The organism is Marinactinospora endophytica (genome assembly GCF_054780875.1).
Map to the genome: position 1 here is coordinate 254,144 of NZ_BAAGVM010000001.1, position 20,874 is coordinate 275,017.

Here is a 20,874-nt window from a genome sequence, read left to right on the forward strand (position 1 = left end):
GCCGACCGCCCTCAGCCGTCGGTGAACGCCTCCTCCAACACCCGCCCCTGCGCGCCCGCGGGCGGTTCGGCGCCGAGCAGCCGGCTGATCGTGGGGGCCACGTCGATGACGCGCGCGTCGGCGGGGACGGCGCCCACCGCGATCCCGGGCCCCGACAGGATCAGCGGGGCGCGCGCCTCGCGCATGCTGGAATGCCCGCCACGCTCCCGGCCGTCGATGATCGCCGGATCGACGAAGGCGTAGGGCGGTCGCGCCTCGATCGTCAGGTCGCCCTCCTCAGGGGAGGCGCCCAGCGCGTCGAGCTCGCCCCGGTCGCGGACCGCCTCCAGCTCGGGCAGGCCGCGCAGCAGCGACTCCACCCGCGCCCGCCCCTCGGGCTCGGCCGCGGCACCGCGCAGGTAGACGTTGGCGGTGCGCGGGCTCGCGGTGAGCACCACCTCGGTGTCGGGGCCCGGCGCCCGGCCGGAGTACAACCGCTCGGCCCCGAACCCGGCGTCGCGCAGCGCGCCGAGCACCTGCGGCTCCAACGACTCGGTGTAGCCGGTCATGCCGTGGTCGGAGACGAACACCACCACGGTCCGCTCGTACAGCCCCGTCTCGCGTAGCGTCTCGACCAGCCGTCCCAGCCCCGTGTCCATCTCGGCGAGCCGGGCCGGGATGCGCTCGGAGCCGGGCCCCTCCCCGTGCCCGATCGAGTCGATGTCGGCCGAGTACAGCGCCAGGAGGTCGGGGACGCGCGCGACCGTCACCGGCTCGCCACCGGAGTCCACCGGCTCACCGCGCAGCACCCGCACCGCGGTGTCCACGTTCTCCTCCCACGTCGAGCCCTGCGTGTAGAGCCCATCGGGGTCCCCGTAGGACACCCCCCGATCCTGGACGATGTACCACCCCGCGGACACGACCGTGCGGCCCTGGCGCCGCAGGCTCTGCACCATGTTCTCGACCGCCAGCACACGGGTCTGGCCCCGGGCCCGGCCGGTGGCCGGATCCAGCACGTAGGCGGTGTTGCCGTGCGTCGCGGGCAGGGCGCCGGTGGCCAGGCTCGCCCGGTTGGGGTTGGACACGGCCTTGTAGGTGCACCCGGCCACCGTGCGCGTGCCGGAGGCGGCGAGCGCGTGCAGGTTCGGCAGCGAGGCGGCGTGCCGGTCCAGGTAGGAGGGGTCGACCCCGTCCCAGTCGACGAGGACCACGTGCCGCACCGTCCGGCCGGCCTCGGCGGAGGCCCGGGCCGCGGCGGGGCGCGCCGACAGGGCGAGGGAGGCGCCGACGGCGGTCGCGGCCAGGAACGTTCGTCTGCGCATGGGCGTCCTTCGCCTTCTGGTGGGGCGGGGCCGACGGGGCGTCACTGGCGAGCGTAGGCAAACCGGGGCGGCCAGGGAAGCAGCATGGCGCGCATGTCGCCCCGGGGTAAGACGGCCCGCACGCGCCGGACGGTCCGGCTTAGCCCATGCGGTCGACCGCGGTCACGTGCACGACCGCGTGGCCCTCCTCGTCGGAGGCGGCGAGGTCGACCTCGGCGGTGATCCCCCAGTCGTGGTCCCCGGCCGGGTCGTCGAAGATCTGGCGGACCTCCCAAAGGCCCGGCCGTTCCTCGATGAGCAGGAGCCGGGGGCCACGCGCGTCGGGGCCGGTGCCGATCTCGTCGTGCTCCTCGTAGTAATCGGCGAGCGCGTCCTCCCAGGCCTCGGCGTCCCAGCCGTCCTCGCCGTCCAGCGCCCCCAGCTCGTCGTAGCGGCGCAGGGCGGCCAGCTCCACGCGGCGGAACAGCTCGTTGCGGACCAGCACCCGAAACGCCCGGGTGTTGGCGGTGACCGGCTTGGGGCGCTCCTCGACCTCGGCCTGCGCGCCCTCCTCCGTGGGGTTGGCCAGCTGTTCCCACTCGTCGAGCAGGCTGGAGTCGACCTGGCGCACCAGTTCGCCCAGCCACTCGATCAGGTCGCGCAGCTCCTCGGTCTTGGCGTCCTCGGGCACCGTCTGGCTGAGCGCCTTGTAGGCGCCGGCGAGGTAGCGCAGCACCAGCCCCTCGGACCGGGCGAGCTCGTAGAAGCCGACGTAGTCGGTGAACGTCATCGCCCGCTCGAACAGGTCGCGCGCCACCGACTTGGGCTGCAACGGGTGGTCGCCCACCCACGGGTGACCGCGCCGGTAGACGTCGTAGGCGTGGTCGAGCAGCTCCTCCAGCGGCTTGGGGTAGGAGATCTCCTCCAACCGCTCCATCCGCTCCTCGTACTCGATCCCGTCGGCCTTCATCTGCGCGACCGCCTCGCCCCGGGCCTTGTTCAGCTGCGCGGCGAGGATCTGGCGCGGGTCGTCCAGGGTGGACTCCACGACCGTCAAGACGTCCAGCGCGTACGTCGGCGAGGACCGGTCCAGCAGGTCGAAGGCCGCCAGCGCGAACGTCGACAGCGGCTGGTTCAGCGCGAAGTCGGGTTGCAGGTCCACGGTGAGCCGCGCCGTGCGCCCCTGCTCGTCGGGTTCGGGCAGCTGCTCGACGATCCCGCCGTCCAGCAGCGACCGGTAGATCGCGATGGCCTCGCGGATGTGGCGGCGCCGGCTGCGCGGGTCCTCGTGGTTGTCGGTGAGCAGGTGCCGCATCCCGGCGAAGCAGTCGCCGGGGCGGGCGATCACGCTCAACAGCATCGCGTTGCTGACCCGGAACCGCGAGGTCAACGGCTCCGGCTCGGCGCCGATCAGCTTCTCGAACGTGCTCTCGTCCCAGCCGACGAACCCCTCCGGCGCCTTCTTGCGCACCACCTTGCGCCGCTTCTTCGGGTCGTCGCCGGCCTTGGCCAGCGCCTTCTCGTTCTCCACGACGTGTTCGGGGGCCTGGGCCACGACGTTGCCGACCGTGTCGAACCCGGCCCGTCCGGCCCGTCCCGCGATCTGGTGGAACTCCCGGGCGCTGAGCCGGCGCACCCGGTTGCCGTCGTACTTGCTCAACGCGGTGAACAGCACGGTGCGGATCGGCACGTTCACCCCCACGCCCAGTGTGTCGGTGCCGCAGATGACCTTCAACAGCCCGGCCTGGGCCAGCCGCTCCACCAGGCGACGGTATTTGGGCAGCATGCCCGCGTGGTGCACGCCGATCCCGTGGCGCACGTACCGCGACAGGTTGCGGCCGAACTTCGTGGTGAACCGGAAGTTGCCGATGAGCTTGGCGATCGCGTCCTTCTCGGCGCGGCTGCACATGTTGATGCTCATCAGCGACTGCGCCCGCTCCACCGCCTGGGCCTGGGTGAAGTGGACGATGTAGACCGGCGCCTCGTGCGTGGAGAGCAGCTCCTCCAGCGTCTCGTGCAGCGGGGTGGTCCGGTAGGAGTAGAACAGGGGGACCGGCCGTTCGGCCGAGCTGACCACCGCCGTCGCCCGCCCCGTGCGCCGGGTCAGGTCCTCCTCGAACCGCGACACGTCGCCCAGCGTCGCCGACATCAGCAGGAACTGCACCTGCGGCAGCTCCAGTAGCGGCACCTGCCAGGCCCAGCCGCGGTCGGGCTCGGCGTAGAAGTGGAACTCGTCCATGACCACGGTGCCGATGTCGGCGTCGGCGCCGTCGCGCAGCGCGATGTTGGCCAGCACCTCGGCGGTGCAGCACACGATCGGGGCGTCGGAGTTCACGCTGGCGTCGCCGGTCATCATGCCGACGTTGTCGGTGCCGAACACCTCGCACAGCTCGAAGAACTTCTCCGACACCAGGGCCTTGATCGGGGCGGTGTAGAAGGCGCACTCGTCCCTGGCCAGCGCGGCGAACAGGGCGCCGGCGGCCACCAGGCTCTTACCCGAGCCCGTGGGGGTGCTCAGGATGACGTTGGACCCCGACACCACCTCGATGAGGGCCTCCTCCTGGTGGGGGTAGAGGCTGAGCCCTCGATCCGCGGCCCATGTCGCGAATGCCTCGAAGAGGGAATCGGGTTCTGCGCCGTCGGGAAGCTGATCGATGAGACTCACACTTCCCATACTGCCCGCTCCCAGAGACCTTCTCGTCCATCCCCCGTTCTCGGCGCCCCGCCCTCCGGCGCCGATGGGGCCGTGGACGCCGTGGGGCGCGCCCCGCGCGGGACGCGCCCCACGGCCGGAGGGAACGGGTCAGATCAGGCCGAGCTGCTTGACCGCGTCGCGCTCCTCCACGAGTTCCTTGACGGAGGCGTCGATGCGCTCGCGGGAGAAGTCGTCGATCTCCAGGCCCTGGACGATCTCGTAACGGCCACCGCGCGAGACCACCGGGAAGGAGGAGATCAGACCCTCCGGGACACCGTAGGAGCCGTCGGAGACCACCGCGGCCGACGTCCAGTCGCCCTCAGGGGTGCCCAGCACCCAGTCGTGGACGTGGTCGATCGCCGCGTTCGCCGCGGAGGCGGCCGAGGAGGCGCCGCGCGCCTCGATGATCGCGGCGCCGCGCTTGGCGACGGTGGGGATGAACTCCTCGGTCAGCCAGGTCTGGTCGTCCACCGCCTTGGCCCCGGTGGTGCCGTTGACCTCGGCGTGGAAGATGTCGGGGTACTGGGTCGCCGAGTGGTTGCCCCAGATCGTCATCTTCTTGATGTCGCTCACCGTGACACCGAGCTTCTTGGCGAGCTGGGTGAGCGCCCGGTTGTGGTCCAGGCGGGTCATGGCGGTGAAGCGCTCGGCCGGCACGTCCGGCGCGTGCGCCTGCGCGATGAGCGCGTTGGTGTTGGCCGGGTTGCCCACGACCAGCACGCGGATGTCGTCGGCGGCGCCGGCGTTGATGGCCTGGCCCTGGGGCTTGAAGATGCCGCCGTTGGCCTCCAGCAGGTCGCCGCGCTCCATCCCCTTGGTGCGCGGACGGGCGCCCACGAGCAGCGCGATGTTCGCGCCCTCGAACGCCTGGCGCGGGTCGTCGAAGATGTCGATGCCGCTCAGCAGCGGGAACGCGCAGTCGTCCAGCTCCATCGCGGTCCCCTCGGCGGCCTTCACGGCCTGCGGGATCTCCAGCAGGCGCAGCTTGACCGGGGTGTCCGCGCCAAGGAGCTGTCCCGAGGCGATACGGAACAGCAGCGCGTAGCCGATCTGACCGGCGGCGCCGGTGACGGTGACGTTGACGGGAACTTGGGCCATGACCTTCTTCTCCTGACGGATTTCGAACAGTTCCGGGACGCCGCCCCGGAACCCGCGGCGCCGGGCACACCCGTTCCCGCTCCGCGTCGGACACCGAAGGCGGGCGCGGACGGGCCGGGCGGCGCGCACGGCCGTCGCCGATGTCCGGAGCGGAGAGGACCGGAGGGCGTCGCGGACAACAACACTAGTCCGCGGCCCTCCGCGCCCCGTGAACCGGTCCCGTCCCGCGCGCCCGGGACGCCTCTTCCCGCCGGTGACGCGGGCCGCAGGCAGGGCGGCGGTGCGGGTGGTCGTCGAGCCGTTGTCGGCGGTCTTCCGGCAGGTGGGTTTGAGCCGAATCCTCTGCTGTGCAACCGTCGTGCGACTAAGGTAAAGTCGACCAGGATTTCGTATCCCCTGCTCAGCAGGGGTTCCGGAGGGCCGGTAGCTCAGCTGGTCAGAGCAGGGGACTCATAATCCCTGGGTCGCGGGTTCGAGCCCCGCCCGGCCTACCCCTTGTCCCGAACCCGATACGCCGCCGGCCTTCCATGGGACGGCGGCGTCGTGGTGCCCGGCCCGCTCCCCAGGAGCTCGCGGGGGAGCACGCCGGGCTCTCCGCTCGGAGACCGCGCGTCCTGGTACCGGTGACGGTTCCCACGCGCCGCCGAGGCGGCCGTGCCGGAATCGGTGGGCGCGGCCCTCGGGCCGGTCGCCCCCGAGGGCACCGCGCCGGAAGGGCGGTGGGTTCCGGGGACCGGGCCGTCCCTCCTCGGCCCGGCGGGCCGTTGGTCCTGGCCCGGCCGCCCGTCGACGGCGGGCGTCTCCTGGGGAACTCCGTTGGGAGCCTCGGCCGACCGGCCGGACGTCCAAGCGGGGCCGGAAGCGAGCGGGCGACCCCGCCAGACGGTGGAAACGGCCGGACCGATCCGCGGGCTTGGGGAGAGCCCGATCCCCGTCTGGGAACGCTCCCGGTTCAAGGCGGGCGAATCCGAAAGTAGCCCGGTTCTTCTCTCATGTGCGTCTGTCTCCTGATGCGCCCAATGACCTGGAACTACCTGGTCACCAGGTCGGGGGAAACAGGTTTTCGGTTCTGGGGACACGGAGACGCTAGGGCGCGGAAGATGACGGTGGGTCACCAGAGTGCGCCGGTGCGTGATGTCGGCGTCGGTGGCACCCGCCGCGGTAGGCGCCGCGACCCGGCGTCCATCCCCCGACCGCGTACAAGGAGACATCCGTGAGTACGGCAGCCGACAACACCTCGACCCTGGACACCGGCCGGACGACGCCCAGGGAAGCCCGGGCGGAACCGGGCGGACTGGCCGCGCTTCTCACCCGCGCCGCCGCCGAACACCCGGACAAGGGGATCCGCTACGGCGACGACGATACCTTCCAGTCCTATCCCGCCCTCCTGCGCCACGCCGGGCGGATCCGCGCCGGCCTGAAGGAACACGGGCTGGACCCGGGCGCGCGGGTCGTCCTCATCCTCGACCGTCCCGGCGACGTCCTCCCGGCCTTCTGGGGGTGCGTGCTCGGCGGCTACGTCCCCTGCCCCATGGCCCCCTCGCGCGGCGACGCCGACCGCTGGCTGCGGCGCCTCCGCCACGCCGCCGCCCTGCTGGAGGGGCCGCTGATCGTCACCACCGACGACGTGCGGCGCGAACTGTCCGAGGAGGACGGGTTGCGCGTCGCCACCCTGCGCGACCTCGCCGCCGGCGAGGACACCGCCGCCCCGCCCCATCCGGCGGCCCCCGACGACCTCGCGCTGCTGATGCTCACCTCGGGCTCCTCGGGCAACGGCAAGGCGGTCGAGCTGACCCACGCCAACCTGCTGGCCGCGCTCGCCGGCAAGGCCGAGGCGCTGGGCTGCGGCCCCGGCGACACCATGCTGAACTGGATCGCCTTCGATCACGTGGCCGCCGTCGAGGGCCACCTGCTGCCGTTGTCCACCGGCGGCGCCCAGGTCCAGGTCTCCCCGCGGACCGTCCTCGGCGACGTCACGAACTTCCTGCGCCTCGTCGACGCCCACCGCGTCACCCTGACCTTCGCCCCCAACTTCCTGTTCGGCGAGCTCAACAAGGTCACCGACGCCGCGTCCGGCCTCGACCTGTCCTGCCTGCGTCATCTGATCTCCGGCGGTGAGGCGGTGGTGCGGGCGACCGCGCTGGAGTTCCTGGACCGGCTGGCCGGCCATGGGCTGCGCCGGGACGCGATCGTGCCGGCGTTCGGGATGACCGAGACCTGTGCGGGCAGCGTGTTCTCCCTCGGCTTCCCCGGGGACGACGACGGACGGGAGTTCGCCTCCCTCGGCCGGGGCGTGCGCGGCCTGCGCATGCGCATCGTCGACGAGCGCGGGGTGCCGGTGCCCGACGGACAGGAGGGCGAGCTGCAACTACGCGGCCCGATGGTGACCCGCGGCTATCTCAACGATCCCGACTCCACCGCCGCCGCGTTCACCGACGACGGCTGGTTCCGCACCGGCGACCGCGGCAGCCTCACCGCCGAGGGCCTGCGGCTGGCCGGCCGCATCAAGGACAGCATCATCGTCAACGGCGTCAACCACTTCAGCCGCGAGGTCGAGGCCGCGCTGGAGGAGCTGCCGGAGGTCGCCGACGGCTCCGTCGCCGCCTTCCCCGTCCGACCGCCGGGCAGCGACACCGAACAGCTCGTCATCGTGTTCGCGCCGACCTTCCCCCCGGAGGACGAGGCGACGCTGCACCGCACCCTGGTCGCCATCCGGACCGGGGTGGTGCTGCTGTGGGGGTTCCGCCCCTCGCTGATCCTCCCGTTGGACGCCGCCGACATCCCCAAGACCAGCCTCGGCAAGATCCCCCGCGCGCTCCTGCGCGAGCGGCTGGAGTCCGGGGCGTTCGCCGCCCAGGAGAAGCGGGTCGCCCGGCTCACCGAGCGCATGCTCGGCGGCTACGAGCCCGCGCGCGGCGCGACCGAACGCATGCTGGTCGGCATCTACGCGGAGCTGTTCGGCCTGCCCGCCGACCGCGTCAGCGTCACCGCGGGCTTCTTCGACCTGGGCGGCACCTCCATCGACATCCTCCGGCTCAAACAGCGGGTGCAACGGGCCTTCGGCATCGACGACCTGCCGGTCGCCGCCCTGCTGTCGGCTCCGAGCGTCCACGCGCTGGCCAGCGTCCTCGACGGGCACGGCGAGACCGGCGGGGAGTACGACCCCTTGGTGACCCTCCAGCACAGCGGCGAGCGCACCCCGTTGTTCTGCGTCCACCCCGGTGTGGGCGAGGTGCTGGTCTTCATCAACCTCGCCTCCTACTTCACCGGCGAGCGCCCCTTCCACGCCCTGCGGGCGCGCGGCTTCGCGCCCGGCGAGTCCTACTTCACCGACTTCGCCGAGATGGTCGACTGCTACGTGCGGGCGATCCGCCGCAAGCAGCCGCACGGGCCCTACGCGGTCGCCGGGTACTCCTACGGGGGCGCGGTGGCCTTTGAGATCGCCAAGGCGTTGGAGGCCCTGGGGGAGCGTGTCGACTTCGTCGGGATCTTCAACCTGCCGCCCTACATCGCCTCGCGCATGGCCGAGCTCAACTACACCGAGGGTGCCGTCCACCTGGCGCTCTTCCTCGACCTGATCCGGCAGGAGGAGGAGCACGACCTCATCGAACGCATCCGCGACCTCCCCCAGGGCGAGCAGGTCGACCACATCATGCGGGCCGCCGCCCCGCGTCGCCTGGCCGAGCTCGGCATCGACCGTGACGGGTTCGCCTCCTGGGTGGACCTCGCCCAGTCCCTGGTGCGGGTGGGCCGCTCCTACGAGCCCAGCGGCAGCGTCGCGTCGGTCAGCGTGTTCTACGCGATCCCCCTGCGCGGCACCAAGCAGGAGTGGCTCGACAAGGAGCTGCGCAGGTGGGACGAGTTCACCCGTGGCGAGAACCGCTACATCGACGTTCCCGGACAGCACTACACGCTCATGAGCCCCGCCCACGTCGGGGCGTTCCAGGAGATCCTGCGCGCCGAACTCGACCGGGCGCTGGGCGGCGCCTGAACACCGCACGCCGGACCACCACCGACCTCGCGGGCGCGGAACGGACGACTGTCGTGCCTGCGACACCTTCACGACGAGGGGGCACCACTTGGTCACCAGGGAAGCACTCATCCGCGGCCACTACGCCGCGCTGGAACGCGGCGACATCGACGCCGCGCTGTCCGTCCTCGACCCCGGGGTGCGGTGGAGCCGCCCCGCGGGGCCGGACGCCCACGGACCCGGCACGGTCCTGACCGGGCACGACGAGGTCAGGGCCGCCCTGGAGCGGGGCCGGTCCCTGTTCGGCGAGGACAGGTTCGAGCCGCGCGAGTTCGTCGGCTCCGACGACCGGATCGTCGTCCTCGGCGTCCGCCGCCTGCGCGGGGCGCGTGGTGGCGGCGCCGAGGCGCCGTCCGCGCACTACTGGCACTTCGCCGGCGACCGCGCCATCCGCGTCGACGACGTCCACGACAGCGCGCCCGTCCGCGAGCTGTTCGCCCGTGACCGGGGCGACCACGTCTGGCCTCTCGGCATCGCCTACATGAAGTCCCGGACGCTGTACTCCGCGGTCGAGCTCGGCGTCTTCACCGCGCTCGCGGACGGCCCCGTGCAGGGTGAGGAGCTGCGGCAACGGCTGGGTCTGGACCCGCGTGGCGCCAGGGACTTCTTCGACGCCCTGGTGGCGCTGGGCCTGTTGGAACGGGGCGAGGACGGCTACGCCAACACGGTGGCCACCTCGACCCTCCTCGCCGACCCCGAGTCCGACACCTACATCGGCGGTCTGATGGAGTACACGGCGACCCAGTGGTACTGGTCGTGGGGCAGGCTCACCGACACCCTGCGCAGTGGCCGCTCGCACACCTACGGCGACACCGACCCCTTCGAGGCCATCTACGGTGACCCGGACCTCGCCGAACGGTTTCGGCGGGCCATGGCCGGAGGCGCGGTCCGCGCCGTCATGGCGCTTCCCGACGCCTTCCCGTGGAAGCGCTACCAGACGGTCGCCGACATCGGCTGTTCGGACGGCCCGGTGCTGGCGCGTCTGCTGCGCACCCATCCGCACCTGACCGGGGTCGGCTTCGACCTCCCCCCGGTCGAGGCCGCCTTCCAGCGCACCGTCGAACGGCACGGGCTCGGGGACCGCATGAGCTTCGCCGCGGGTGACTTCCGCACCGGGGGGCTTCCCCGGGTGGACGCCCTCATCTTCGGGCACGTCCTGCTCGACTGGGACGTCGAGACGCGGCGCATGCTCCTGGCCAAGGCCTATGAGGCGCTGCCCGACGGAGGGGCGGTGCTCATCTACGACATGATGATCGACGAGGAGCGCACCGACCTCGCGGGGCTGCTGTTCAAGCTGCACATGCTGATCGACTATCCGGGCGGGGGCACCTACACGGCCCGGGAGTGCTTCGACTGGCTGGCCGAGGCCGGATTCCGCGACCTCCGCTCGCAGTCGCTCGCCGGTCCCGACCGGCTCGTGATCGCGATCAAGTGAGGACACGGCTCCCCGCGCCCGAGGGGAGCCGCAGCCGGACGATCCGGTGCGACGGGGCGGTGACACCTTTCGCCGGTACGGCGGTCGGTGATGCGCAGGCGTGGGGGAGAGGGAGGGGCCGTGCGGTGTGAACGAGACGGTCGGAGGTTGGCGGCCAATCTCCGCATACTTCGCGGGGTGGCGGGGCTGTCCCTGTCGGAGCTCGCGCGCAGATCGGGGGTGGCCAAGGCGACGCTGTCCCGGTTGGAGTCCGGGGCCGGCAACCCCACCCTCGAAACGGTGTTCAGCCTGTCCGAGGCGTTGAACGTGCCGATCGCCTCGCTGCTCGCGGACCGGGCGGATCCCGAGATCGTCCTGGTCCGTTCCGCGGACGCCGAGGCCGTCGGCGACGACGGCGTGGACCTGCGGATCCTGCGCCGGATCGTCCTGCCCACGGGGAGCATCGAGGTCTATGACCAGCGCATCCGGCCGGGAACGAGGCAGTACTCCCACGGTCACTCCGGGCGTGAGCACCACATCGTCACCCAGGGGGTGCTGCGCCTGGGCCCGCCCGATGCCCCCTACGAGCTCTACCCGGGCGACTACGCCTGCTTCTCGGCCACCCACCCCCACTGCTACGAGGCGGTGGGACGGGAGGAGGTCGTCTCGGTCCTGCTCCTGGACCACACCGGCGAGGGGACGGCGAGGAACGGTCGCCGGTCGGCGAACGGCGTGGCCGGCCACCACACGTCCAGCGCCCGGCGCAGTTGAGGGGAGCCCTCGGCAGGGATCCCCCCACCACCGTGGTCTTCCCGCCCAGCGGAGGGGCGATCACGTCGGGGGACGTAGGGAGAGGGCGAGAGCGGGCCGCGCGCGTGCGCGCGGCCCGCGGGAGACCTCCCGCCCCGGGGAGCGGCCCGGTGCGGGGAACCGCACGCGGACGACGGGGCGTCCCCGCGGGCCGGGCCGGGGCCTGGTCTAGGATGTGTCGGTCCGGCCAGAGGCGCGGTGGTCGTCCCGGGCCGTCGGCGCCGCGGTGACCACCGGCCCCGGACGCCGCCCGGTGGAGGCCCGGGCGCGCGGGCGCCCGGCCGATGGCGGCGAGGCCGCCGTCCGCGCCGCGGACCGGCCCCTCCCCGTGGGGCCCGGCGTCCACCGCCGTTACCGTCCCCGGCTCGGGGGGCGGTGGCCGTGGCGCGGGACGTCCTCGATCTCCCAGAGGGGCACGCGATGAGAATTCTGTTGACCGGTGGTGCCGGCTACATCGGTTCGCACACCGCGGTGGAGCTGGTGGCGGCGGGGCACGAGGTGGTCGTGGCCGACAACCTGGTGAACTCCCACGTGGAGGCGGTGCGCCGGGTGGAGCGCATCACCGGGACGCGGGTGCCGTTGCACGTGGGGGACTGCGCGGATCCGGGGTTCATGGGCAAGGTGTTCGCGGAGCACTCCTTCGACGCGGTGGTGCACCTCGCCGGGCTCAAGGCGGTGGGGGAGTCGGTGGCCCAGCCGTTGCGGTACTACCGCAACAACCTGGACGTGTTGTTGACCGTGTGTGAGACCGCCCACGCGCACGGTGTCACCCGGCTGGTCTTCTCCTCCTCGGCGACCGTCTACGGTGATCCGGCCGCTGTGCCGATCCCCGAGGGCGCGCCGCTGTCGGTGACCAACCCCTACGGTGCGACCAAGCTGTTCGGGGAGCGGATCCTCACCGATCTGGTCGCGGCGTCGCCGGAGTGGCGCGTGCTGGTGTTGCGCTACTTCAATCCGATCGGCGCGCACGAGAGCGGGCTGATCGGCGAGGACCCGGCCGAGGTCCCCAACAACCTGTTCCCCTACATCACCCAGGTCGCGGCCGGACGTCTGCCCCGGCTGGACGTCTACGGCGACGACTACGACACCCCTGACGGCACCGGCGTGCGGGATTACCTGCACGTGGTGGACCTGGCCCGTGGGCATCTGGCCGCGGTCGAGCGCGTCGCCGAGGGGACGGGCGTGGCGGTGTACAACCTCGGCACGGGGGTGGGCACGTCGGTGTTCGAGGCGATCGCGGCCTTCGAACGGGCGACCGGGCGGAAGGTCCCCCACCGAGTGGTCGGCCGGCGTCCCGGTGACATCGCGTCCTGCTACGCCGACCCCTCCGCAGCCAACGCCGAGCTGGGCTGGGCCGCCACCCGGACGGTCGAGCAGGCCTGTGCCGATGCGTGGCGGTGGCAGTCCGCCAACCCGGACGGCTACCGGGGGTGAGCCGGTACGGCCGTGGGACGCGGGGCCGAAACGGCCGGCGAGCCGCCGACGGCGGGGCCGCCCTCGGTACACGGGGCAACGGCACGGCGGCCCGGGGCGACAAGAGGCGGAGGGGAGAGGCGGGACGGGCGGCGTCGGACCCGACGACGCGCGGCGACGGGCCCCAGGAGCCCTTCTTTCCACGGCTCGGGGACGGATCGCCCTGCCTCCCTTCCGCGCGCCGGCCGCGCGGGCGGCCACAGCGCGCCACCGGCGACCGCGCCCGATCCCCGGGAAGGGTCCGGCGTGGCGAAGGCCGCGGGGAGGGCGGAAATAACGGGCGGCGCCATGCGGTTGGCCTGGACAGTGGCCGTCTCGGCGGCCCCGTCCGCGCTCCGTCGCGGCGCCCACGCACCCGTCACGAAAGGCCGTCGACCTTGTCCGCGTCAGCCTCCGGCACCGTCCCGCTCTCCATCCTCGACCTCGCGCACATCCCCGAGGGGAGCAGCGCGCGCGACAGCCTCGACGCCAGTCTCGCGCTGGCGCGTCTCGCGGACGGCCTCGGCTACCAGCGCATCTGGTACGCGGAGCACCACAACATGGCGACCATCGCCTCGTCGGCCCCGAGCGTGATCATCGCCCACATGGCCGCGCACACCGAGCGGATCCGTCTGGGCGCGGGCGGTGTGATGCTGCCCAACCACGCCCCGCTGCCCATCGCCGAGCAGTTCGGCACCCTGGAGACGCTCCACCCCGGCCGTATCGACCTCGGGTTGGGGCGCGCGCCTGGAAGCGACCAGAACACCATGCGCGCGCTGCGCCGCGACCACACCTCGGCGGACGCCTTCCCCGAGGACGTGTTGGAGCTCCAGGGCTACCTGACGGGCCGGTCGCGGGTCATCGGGGTCCAGGCGACGCCCGGCCACGGCACCAACGTCCCGCTGTACATCCTCGGTTCCTCCCTGTTCGGCGCAGGGCTCGCCGCGGCCCTGGGACTCCCCTACGCCTTCGCGTCGCACTTCGCGCCGGCCGCGCTGGAGGAGGCCGTGGCGCTGTACCGGCGTGAGTTCTCCCCCTCCGAGCAGCTTTCCGAGCCCTACGTCATCGCGGGGGTGAACGTCACGGCGGCCGACACCGCCGAGGAGGCGCGGCGCCAGGCCCATCTGGCCCGCCGTCGGATGGCGGCGCAGCTGCTGGGACGCGGGCGCGCCCTCTCCGCCGAGGAGGCCGACGCGGCCCTGGCCTCTCCGGCCGGCCGGCACGTCGAGCAGATGATGACCTACTCCGCGGTCGGCGACCCCCGGGAGGTCACCGACTACCTGCGCGGCTTCGCCGAGAAGGCCGGGGCCGACGAGCTGATCATCGCCTTCCAGAGCGGCGACACCGAGTCACGCCTGCGCTCGGCCGAACTCGTCGCCGAGGCTGCCGGTATCGCCGGCTGAGCGCGCACGCGCGGGGAGGGGGCTCCCCTCGCCGGTCGTCTCCTCCTCCCGCGTCCTCGTGGAGGCGGGAGGAGACGGGGCCTGGTGCCGGATCCGGGCGCGCATGTCGCCCAGGTGCTCCTCCAGACGGGCGTGGACGTCCGTCAGCTCGTCGAGCCGGCCGCGCACGTGCCGTAGTCGCTGTTCGAACAGGGCGATCGCCTCGGCGCACTCCGGTTCGTGGCCGAGATCGCGGTCGAGGCAGTCGGCGAGCTCGCGGATGTCCTCCGAGGTGAGTCCCGACGCCAGGAGGGAGCGGATGTTGCCGACCCGGAGCACCGCCGTGGAGTCGTACTCCCGGTAGCCGTTGGCCCGGCGTCGGGAGCGCAGCAGTCCCTGCTGCTCGTAGTAGCGCAGGGCCCGTGTCGACACCCCCGTCCTGGCGGCGAGCTCACCGATACGCATGCCGACCGTCCTCTCCCGCGCTTCTGGAAGTCCAGCAACCCGGCCAGGGTCTCATCCCGCGGGCCGGGGCGGGGCGGAGGTGTCCTCAATGGGACGGGACGATCCCTGCGGTGTGGGGGAGGGGAAGCGGCGCACCGAGACCGCCATCAGCACGAGTGTCGCCGCGCCGATCCCCGCCGCCGCGACCGTCACCCCGACGCCGCCTCCCCCTCCTGCCAGCACCATCCCGCCGATCGCGCCGGCGAATGCGATCCCCACGTACAGTCCGCTGGTGTTCAGGGCCACCGCTTCGGTGCCGGCGTCCGGGGCCAGCCGGAGCATCCGCATGTTCATCGGCGGGTTGAACCCCCAGCCGGCGAACCCCCATACGGCCAGGGCCCCCGCCAGCAGCCACACCGGTGCCGTTCCCCGGCCCACTACGCCGATGAGCGTCAGGGCCACGGTCGCCGCGACCAGCCCCGCGTAGGTGGCCAGCAGCGTCCGGTCGGCTCCCCAGCGGTCGGTGGCACGTCCGCACAGGAACGTGCCCGCGGCGCCCGACAACCCCACCACCGCGATCAGCAGCGCCAGGATCGGTCCGTCCCCACCGGTGAGGTCACGGGTGATCGGCGCGATGTAGGTGTAGGTCATCAGTCCTGCACAGGCCCCCGCGGTGGTCCCCGCGACGCAGAGCAGTACCGCGGGCCGTGACAGCGTCCGCAGCTGCGCTCGCACCCCACTGGTGACACTCCCCGCCACAGCGGGCAGCAGCAGCGCGCCGGCCGCGGCCACCGCCAGAGAGAACAGGCCCACGGCCACGAAGGTCGAACGCCACCCGAAGGTCGATCCCAGGAAGGCGCCGATCGGAACCCCCAGGAACAGCGACACCGTCAGCCCCGCGGCGACCACGCCTATGGCCCGGCCGGCGCGTTCGGGAGACGCCAGCCGCTCCGCCATGGCGAACGTCGCCGGTGTGATCGCCGCCGCGACCAGCGCGGACAGCACCCGCAAGGCCATCAGTACCGGATAGTTCGGTGCCAGCGCGCTCACCAGGTTCACCAGCGCGAACACCGACATGCCACCGATGACCAGCAGCCTGCGCGGTACCGTCGCCGTGGCCACCGCCAACGGTGGGGCCGCCACCGCGTAGGTGACCGAGAACGCCGTCACCAGCTGGCCGGCGGTCGCCTCGTTGACCCGCAGGTCGGCCGAGATGGCGGGTAGGACCCCCGCGATCACGAAGTCGTCGGTGCCGATCGCGAAGGACACCAGCATCAGGCACACCAGCCAGCCCCAATCCCGGGGGCGCATACCACGCTCATCCGTCGTCATGCCGGCACGCTAGAACCTTGACGCTCGCGTCAAGGTCAACCCGACGGCGGGACGCGGCCGCCTCGGCCACGTCGTCGGAACCGTCCGAGGCGGCGAGGATTCTGCCGGTGGGCAGGCTCACCGGTAGCCGGTGGGGTCGGCGGGCCTGCCCGGGTCCTGCACCTCGACGATGTAGCGCCAGGCGTCAGGACGGCTGCCGTCGAGGTCGGTGAACCCGTAGACCCGGGCCAGTTCGCCGCTGGACAGCGACGTACCGTTCCACCGCGCCACCGCGGGGTCGGCGGCCAGGGCCGCCACCGCGCGCCCGGTGAAGCGAGGTGTCTCGGAGATGCAGAAATGCGGCTCCCGGGCGAGCGCGTCCCGCCAGTTCTCCTCGGTTACTCCGTAGGTGTCCAGCATCAGCTCCGAACGCATCCATCCCGGTGTCAGCGCCACCGCGGTGGCGCCTCTGGGGCCCAGCTCGCGGCCGAGGGCGAAGGCCATGCGCAGCACGGCCGTCTTGACGAGGTCGTAGAAGAAGGAGAGCCGGTAGGTGCCGCTGTTGTAGTCGGCGGTTCCGTCGGTGACCTCCACGACCAGGCCGCCGGGGGTGCGTAGCAGGAGGGGCAGGGCGTGGTGGGAGGTGATGGCGTGGGTGTCCACGCCCAGGCGGAGTATCCGCAGCCCCTTGTCGAGGTCGTGTTCCCAGACCGGGACGTCCCACTCGGTGAGGAGTTCGCCGCCCCAGATGTCGTTGACCAGTAGGTCCAGCCGTCCCTGTTCGGCGTCGATGCGCTTCACCAGGGCGCGGACCTGCTCGGGGACAAGGTGGTCGGTGGGCACCGCGATGCCTTGGCCGCCCGCCGCGGTGACCAGTTCCGCGGTCTCCTCGATGGTCTCGGGCCGGTCATACTCGGAGCGCCGTTCCCGCGTGGTGCGCCCGGTCACGTAGACGGTCGCCCCCGCCGCGCCGAGTTCGACCGCGATGCCCCGGCCTGCCCCGCGCGTGGCCCCCGCGACCAGCGCGACCTTTCCATCCAATGCCACCATGAAGTCTCTTCCGTCGATGTTGTTGGCCGGCGTTCGGTGTGCCGGCGGAGTGATGCTGTCACCGATACCTGACATCTCTTGTCAGGTGTGGTCGACATGTCGGGCGCGGACGGCTCTCCGCCGAGTCGGGGGTCCTCTCTCGGGCGTGCCGGCCTCGGGTCCACGGGGTGGGAGTCATGCGCCTGGGCGGGCGGGAGGTGCCGCCGGCTGTGTCCGTTCGCCCTTCCTGAGGGGGTCTTCGCGCTGTCACCCGGTCGCGGGTGAGGGGACGCGAGGGGCGGCGCACCGTTCTCGTCGTCCCCGGCCCGGCGTCGTGGGGAGGCGTGGGGCGGGGGCGTGTACCGGCGGACCGCCGGTGTGAGGGTGTCGCGGGGGAAGAGGGTCGGGGCGTCCGCGGCGCTCCACGTGTCCTTGGCCGGGCCTGCATTCCGGGGCGGCGATGGGGAGGCGGCAGGTGTGTGGGTGCTGTCCCAATCCCGTTTTCCGGCGTCCGTGTTTCACCGGTCGTCATGGGGGCAGAGGGAGTCGGCCTTCCGGGATTTTTTCGGGAGGGGCGAGCAGAGGAATTGGAATGTTGTTTTGTGGCGATGTGTCGTCCGCGTGTCCGAGTGCTCTGTCGCAATCTGCCCGCATATCCGGTTCTTTGATTTTTGATTTGCGAATGTATTTCCCGTGTGTCCGTTTGGCTGCCTGACGGGGGTTTGTTCGACAAAAGTGAATTCAATTCAATATCGTGCACATGGCTGATCAGCGCTAGAGTTACGCCCGGCCGAAAAGCGCGGCAGGCGTCTTTTTGCAATAGGGGTTCGGTGGGGGCGGAGCCCCTCCACCCCGCCTGCCCTTCGAACGCGATCCTCTAGTCGGCTCTGGGGAGACATGAAAAGCGCGTGGACCGATTCGTTCTCCTGGCAGGAGATCGAATCGACGTACGACCATCTCTCGGTACTCGTGGAAGAGACCGCCGGACCCGACCGGCACTACGGGTACTGGGAAGGCGACGACGACAGCGCCTCCATCGAGGAGGCCACCGAACGGATGACCGACCTCGTCGCCTCCCGGCTGGGAATCCGGCACGGCTCCCGGGTCCTGGACGTGGGGTGCGGCAACGGCCGACCGGCCGTGCGCATCGCCAAGACGTTGGGCGCCGAGGTCGTGGCGGTCGATGTGGACCGGCGGGCCCTGCGCAACGGCACCGATCACGCCCGCGAACAGGGCGTCGCCGGCATGGTCCGGTTCGAATGGGCCGACGCCCTCGACCTGCCCTACGCGCCGGCCTCCTTCGACGCCGTGCTGCTGTTCGAGACCACCCCCCACTTCCACATCCGCGACCTCTACCGCGAGGCCGCCCGGATGCTCCGCCCGGGGGGACGCCTCGTCGTCGAGACGCCCTACCCGCGTGTCCCGCTGACCGACGAGGTGCGCGACCGCATCGGTCCCTATCTGACCATGCTCAAGGCGGTCGCCTTCGACGCCCCCGACGAGCATGTCGCGGCCGCGGGGGAGGCGGGCCTGGCCGTCGAGGAGGTCACCGACATCACCGCCAACACCCGAGACTCCTTCCGTCGGCTCGTGCGCGGTCTGCGGGAGAACAGGGAGCGCCTCGAAACCGAATGGGGCTCCTCCGACGCCCGCCTCCTGCTGGACGGATTCGGCGCGTGGGCCGAGGCCGACGAGGTGGGCGCGGTCGTCATGGTCTTCACCCGAACGGAGGGCTGACGTGACCGTCGACGCCGATGTGACAGTCCCCGGGATCGGCGCGCTCGGCCCCGGGAACGGGTCGGCCCGCGCGGAGGCGGGCCCGGGCCTGAAGGGGCGCGGCGGGCACACCCGCGATCAGGGCCCCCCGGCCACGCACCTTGGCGGCCTGGGTCTCCTGGACGAGGCCGCCGCCCGGGCCGGCACCGGCCGCTCGACGGCGCGGGGGCACGTTCAGCGGGAGGCGAGGGCCGGACACCGGCGCGAGCATGCCACGGTCCTCACCGGGCGGTCCGGCGAGCGACACGCGACCGGCCACGACCGCTGAGGGGGGAACGTGTTCGCTTGTCAAGGAGAGGTGGCCACGGCGGAGAGGCTCTTCGGGGCGTGGGCCGCCGCCGTCCCCGAGCGTCTCGCCCTGGTGGACTCCCGGGGACGGATGTCCTACGCCGAACTCGACGCCCTGTCCACGGCCCTGGCCGGGGAGCTGGTCCTCGCCGGTGTCGTCCCAGGTGACCGGGTCGGCATCTTCATGGACCGGTCCTTCCTGCTGCCCGCCACCGTCCTGGCCGTGTGGAAGGCGGGAGCGGCCTACGTTCCGCTCCCCCCGGCACAGCCCACCGCCCGCACCGCGTTGGTGCTGGCCGACACGGCTCCACGGGTCGTGGCCGCCGACCGCGACCCGGCGGGCGGGCTGGGAGAGGGGGCCCCGCCCCTGCTGAGATTCGACGGCGTCGACGTCTGCGACGGGCCTGGCCCGGCCGGCCCGGCACCGGCCACGGGCGCGGGCGACCTCGCCTACGTGCTCTACACCTCCGGGTCGACCGGCACCCCCAAAGGGGTCATGGTGGAGCACGGCGGCGTGGTCAACCTCGCCGAGGGACTCCGGGAGCTGTTCGGTGACCTCGAAGGGGCCCGGGTCCTTCAGTTCGCCCCCTTCACCTTCGATGTGTGGGTCTGGGAGCTGGCGATGAGCCTGCTCAACGGCGGCACCCTGTGCATCCCCCCGGCAGGGGCGCAGCTCCACGGCCTCGAACTCGCCCGCTTCCTGCGCGAACTGTGTGTCAGCCATCTGTCGGCGGCCCCGTCGCTGTTGGCGACCCTGCCCACCGAGCCCGACCTCCCGCTCACCACGTTGACCTCGGGGGGCGAGCCCCTGCCCGGTTTCCTGGTCGAGAGATGGGCCCCCCGGTTACGGCTGTTCAACGCCTACGGCCCCACCGAGGCCACCGTGTCGGCCACCGCGGGACGCTGCCACCGAGGTCAGACGAGGCCCTCCATCGGCCGTCCGCTCACCGGTGTCGAGGTGCACCTGCTCGACGCGGCCGGACGGCCCGTGGAGCGGGGACGGACCGGGGAGCTGTGTATCGGGGGACGCGGAGTGGCGCGGGGTTACCTCAACCGCCCCGATCTGACCCGGGAGCGTTTCGTCCCCGACCCCTTCTCCGGACGCGCCGGAGCGCGCCTCTACCGGACCGGTGACCTCGCCCGGTACCTCCCCGAAGGCGACATCGAATTCGCCGGCCGTATCGACGACCAGCTCAACCTGCGGGGCTACCGGATCGAGCCGGGAGAGGTCGAGGCGGCCCTGCTCCGCTACCCGGGAGTCACCGGTGCCGCGGTGACGGTGACCGGACTGCGGCCCGAGTCCCGGCGCCTGACCGCCTATCTCCAGTTCGCCGAAGGGCGCAGGGAGCCGGTCGCCCGGGTGCGCGGCCACCTCTCGGCGCTGTTACCGGCCCACCTGGTCCCGTCGCTGTTCGTCGTCGTGGACCGGCTGCCGCTCAACGCCCACGGAAAGGTCGACCGGGCCGCCCTGCCGGATCCGGGCCGGGAACGGCCCGAGACCGGCACCCACTACACGCCTCCCGAGGGCGAACGCGAACGCGAGGTGGCCGAGCTGCTGGAGCAGATCCTCGGCATCGACGGCATCGGGGCCGACGACGAGTTCTTCGCCCTGGGAGGGACGTCGGCCGACCTCATCGAACTCCAGGCGCGGGTCCAGGAACAGTGGGGGATCAGGGTCCCCGCCGCCGAGCTCGTCGCCGCACGCACCGTGCGGATGCTGGCGGAGCTGCTGGACACGGCTCCTGGCGATCACGACCGGCCGCTCCCCAAGGCCGGCCCGGCGCCCGCGCACGCGGACGACCTGCTCGCCGGCAGCCGGACGCTACGGGAGCGCCTACGGAAAGGACGACAGGGGTGAAGGTGGA

At 72.2% G+C, this 20,874-nt stretch carries 14 protein-coding genes and 1 tRNA gene; 9 read left to right on the plus strand and 6 right to left on the minus strand.

Annotated features, from left to right (window positions below; all coding sequences use genetic code 11):
* Nucleotides 1–11 precede the first annotated feature (11 nt).
* The 3 genes from ACYVHU_RS01140 to ACYVHU_RS01150 form a co-directional block, all read right to left on the minus strand.
* Nucleotides 12–1,301, minus strand: a complete 1,290-nt coding sequence (locus tag ACYVHU_RS01140) for an alkaline phosphatase family protein (RefSeq protein ID WP_498947356.1) — start codon at nt 1,299–1,301, stop codon at nt 12–14.
* A gap of 139 nt (nt 1,302–1,440) precedes the next feature.
* Nucleotides 1,441–3,954: a DEAD/DEAH box helicase gene (locus ACYVHU_RS01145; RefSeq protein ID WP_498947357.1), complete on the minus strand. Its 2,514-nt coding sequence runs from the start codon at nt 3,952–3,954 to the stop codon at nt 1,441–1,443.
* 129 nt (nt 3,955–4,083) lie between these two features.
* On the minus strand, nt 4,084–5,073 hold the full coding sequence (locus ACYVHU_RS01150) for a malate dehydrogenase (RefSeq protein WP_432936216.1): 990 nt from the start codon (nt 5,071–5,073) through the stop codon (nt 4,084–4,086).
* 417 nt (nt 5,074–5,490) lie between these two features.
* On the opposite strand from ACYVHU_RS01150, the gene ACYVHU_RS01155 reads away from it, so the two are divergent.
* The 6 genes from ACYVHU_RS01155 to ACYVHU_RS01180 all read left to right on the plus strand — a co-directional run bounded on the left by ACYVHU_RS01155 (nt 5,491) and on the right by ACYVHU_RS01180 (nt 14,182).
* Nucleotides 5,491–5,564: transfer RNA gene (locus ACYVHU_RS01155), tRNA-Ile, on the plus strand.
* Between the two features lie 722 nt (nt 5,565–6,286).
* A complete protein-coding gene (locus ACYVHU_RS01160) occupies nt 6,287–9,064 on the plus strand; it encodes an AMP-binding protein (RefSeq protein ID WP_498947358.1) in 2,778 nt (925 codons plus the stop codon).
* Nucleotides 9,065–9,152: 88 nt separating this feature from the next.
* Complete coding sequence (locus ACYVHU_RS01165; RefSeq protein ID WP_498947359.1) at nt 9,153–10,538, plus strand: methyltransferase; 1,386 nt, start codon at nt 9,153–9,155, stop codon at nt 10,536–10,538.
* 90 nt (nt 10,539–10,628) lie between these two features.
* Complete coding sequence (locus ACYVHU_RS01170) at nt 10,629–11,288, plus strand: helix-turn-helix domain-containing protein (RefSeq protein WP_078760252.1); 660 nt, start codon at nt 10,629–10,631, stop codon at nt 11,286–11,288.
* Nucleotides 11,289–11,747: 459 nt separating this feature from the next.
* Entirely contained in the window at nt 11,748–12,761 is a 1,014-nt protein-coding gene (galE, locus tag ACYVHU_RS01175; protein ID WP_078760253.1) for a UDP-glucose 4-epimerase GalE, read from the plus strand.
* 416 nt (nt 12,762–13,177) lie between these two features.
* Nucleotides 13,178–14,182: an LLM class flavin-dependent oxidoreductase gene (locus ACYVHU_RS01180; protein ID WP_078760254.1), complete on the plus strand. Its 1,005-nt coding sequence runs from the start codon at nt 13,178–13,180 to the stop codon at nt 14,180–14,182.
* Here the strand turns inward: ACYVHU_RS01180 and ACYVHU_RS01185 are convergent.
* The 3 genes from ACYVHU_RS01185 to ACYVHU_RS01195 form a co-directional block, all read right to left on the minus strand.
* Nucleotides 14,129–14,626 carry a MerR family transcriptional regulator gene (locus ACYVHU_RS01185; protein ID WP_078760255.1) on the minus strand — a complete coding sequence of 166 codons (498 nt, stop codon included), beginning with the start codon at nt 14,624–14,626 and terminating at the stop codon, nt 14,129–14,131. The genes ACYVHU_RS01180 and ACYVHU_RS01185 overlap by 54 nt on opposite strands.
* A 51-nt stretch (nt 14,627–14,677) precedes the next feature.
* On the minus strand, nt 14,678–15,937 hold the full coding sequence (locus ACYVHU_RS01190; RefSeq protein ID WP_078760256.1) for an MFS transporter: 1,260 nt from the start codon (nt 15,935–15,937) through the stop codon (nt 14,678–14,680).
* A 117-nt stretch (nt 15,938–16,054) separates the two neighbouring features.
* A complete protein-coding gene (locus tag ACYVHU_RS01195) occupies nt 16,055–16,966 on the minus strand; it encodes an SDR family oxidoreductase (protein WP_078760257.1) in 912 nt (303 codons plus the stop codon).
* Between the two features lie 876 nt (nt 16,967–17,842).
* Between ACYVHU_RS01195 and ACYVHU_RS01200 the strand changes: the two genes are divergently transcribed.
* From ACYVHU_RS01200 to ACYVHU_RS01210, 3 genes are read left to right on the plus strand one after another with little or no spacing between them, the layout of a single operon-like run.
* Nucleotides 17,843–18,682 (plus strand): SAM-dependent methyltransferase, encoded by an 840-nt coding sequence (locus tag ACYVHU_RS01200; RefSeq protein ID WP_078760259.1) that lies wholly within the window; start codon nt 17,843–17,845, stop codon nt 18,680–18,682.
* 1 nt (nt 18,683) lies between these two features.
* Nucleotides 18,684–18,989 carry a hypothetical protein gene (locus ACYVHU_RS01205; RefSeq protein WP_078760260.1) on the plus strand — a complete coding sequence of 102 codons (306 nt, stop codon included), beginning with the start codon at nt 18,684–18,686 and terminating at the stop codon, nt 18,987–18,989.
* 30 nt (nt 18,990–19,019) lie between these two features.
* On the plus strand, nt 19,020–20,867 hold the full coding sequence (locus ACYVHU_RS01210; protein ID WP_498947360.1) for a non-ribosomal peptide synthetase: 1,848 nt from the start codon (nt 19,020–19,022) through the stop codon (nt 20,865–20,867).
* Nucleotides 20,868–20,874: the final 7 nt, after the last annotated feature.

Coding starts and splice junctions, on each gene's coding strand:
- ACYVHU_RS01140 (WP_498947356.1), bottom strand. CDS start 1,301: ATGCGCAGACGAACGTTCCTGGCCGCGACCGCCGTCGGCGCCTCCCTC.
- ACYVHU_RS01145 (WP_498947357.1), bottom strand. CDS start 3,954: ATGGGAAGTGTGAGTCTCATCGATCAGCTTCCCGACGGCGCAGAACCC.
- ACYVHU_RS01150 (WP_432936216.1), bottom strand. CDS start 5,073: ATGGCCCAAGTTCCCGTCAACGTCACCGTCACCGGCGCCGCCGGTCAG.
- ACYVHU_RS01170 (WP_078760252.1), top strand. CDS start 10,629: ATGCGCAGGCGTGGGGGAGAGGGAGGGGCCGTGCGGTGTGAACGAGAC.
- galE (WP_078760253.1), top strand. CDS start 11,748: ATGAGAATTCTGTTGACCGGTGGTGCCGGCTACATCGGTTCGCACACC.
- ACYVHU_RS01185 (WP_078760255.1), bottom strand. CDS start 14,626: ATGCGTATCGGTGAGCTCGCCGCCAGGACGGGGGTGTCGACACGGGCC.
- ACYVHU_RS01190 (WP_078760256.1), bottom strand. CDS start 15,937: ATGACGACGGATGAGCGTGGTATGCGCCCCCGGGATTGGGGCTGGCTG.
- ACYVHU_RS01195 (WP_078760257.1), bottom strand. CDS start 16,966: ATGGTGGCATTGGATGGAAAGGTCGCGCTGGTCGCGGGGGCCACGCGC.
- ACYVHU_RS01200 (WP_078760259.1), top strand. CDS start 17,843: ATGAAAAGCGCGTGGACCGATTCGTTCTCCTGGCAGGAGATCGAATCG.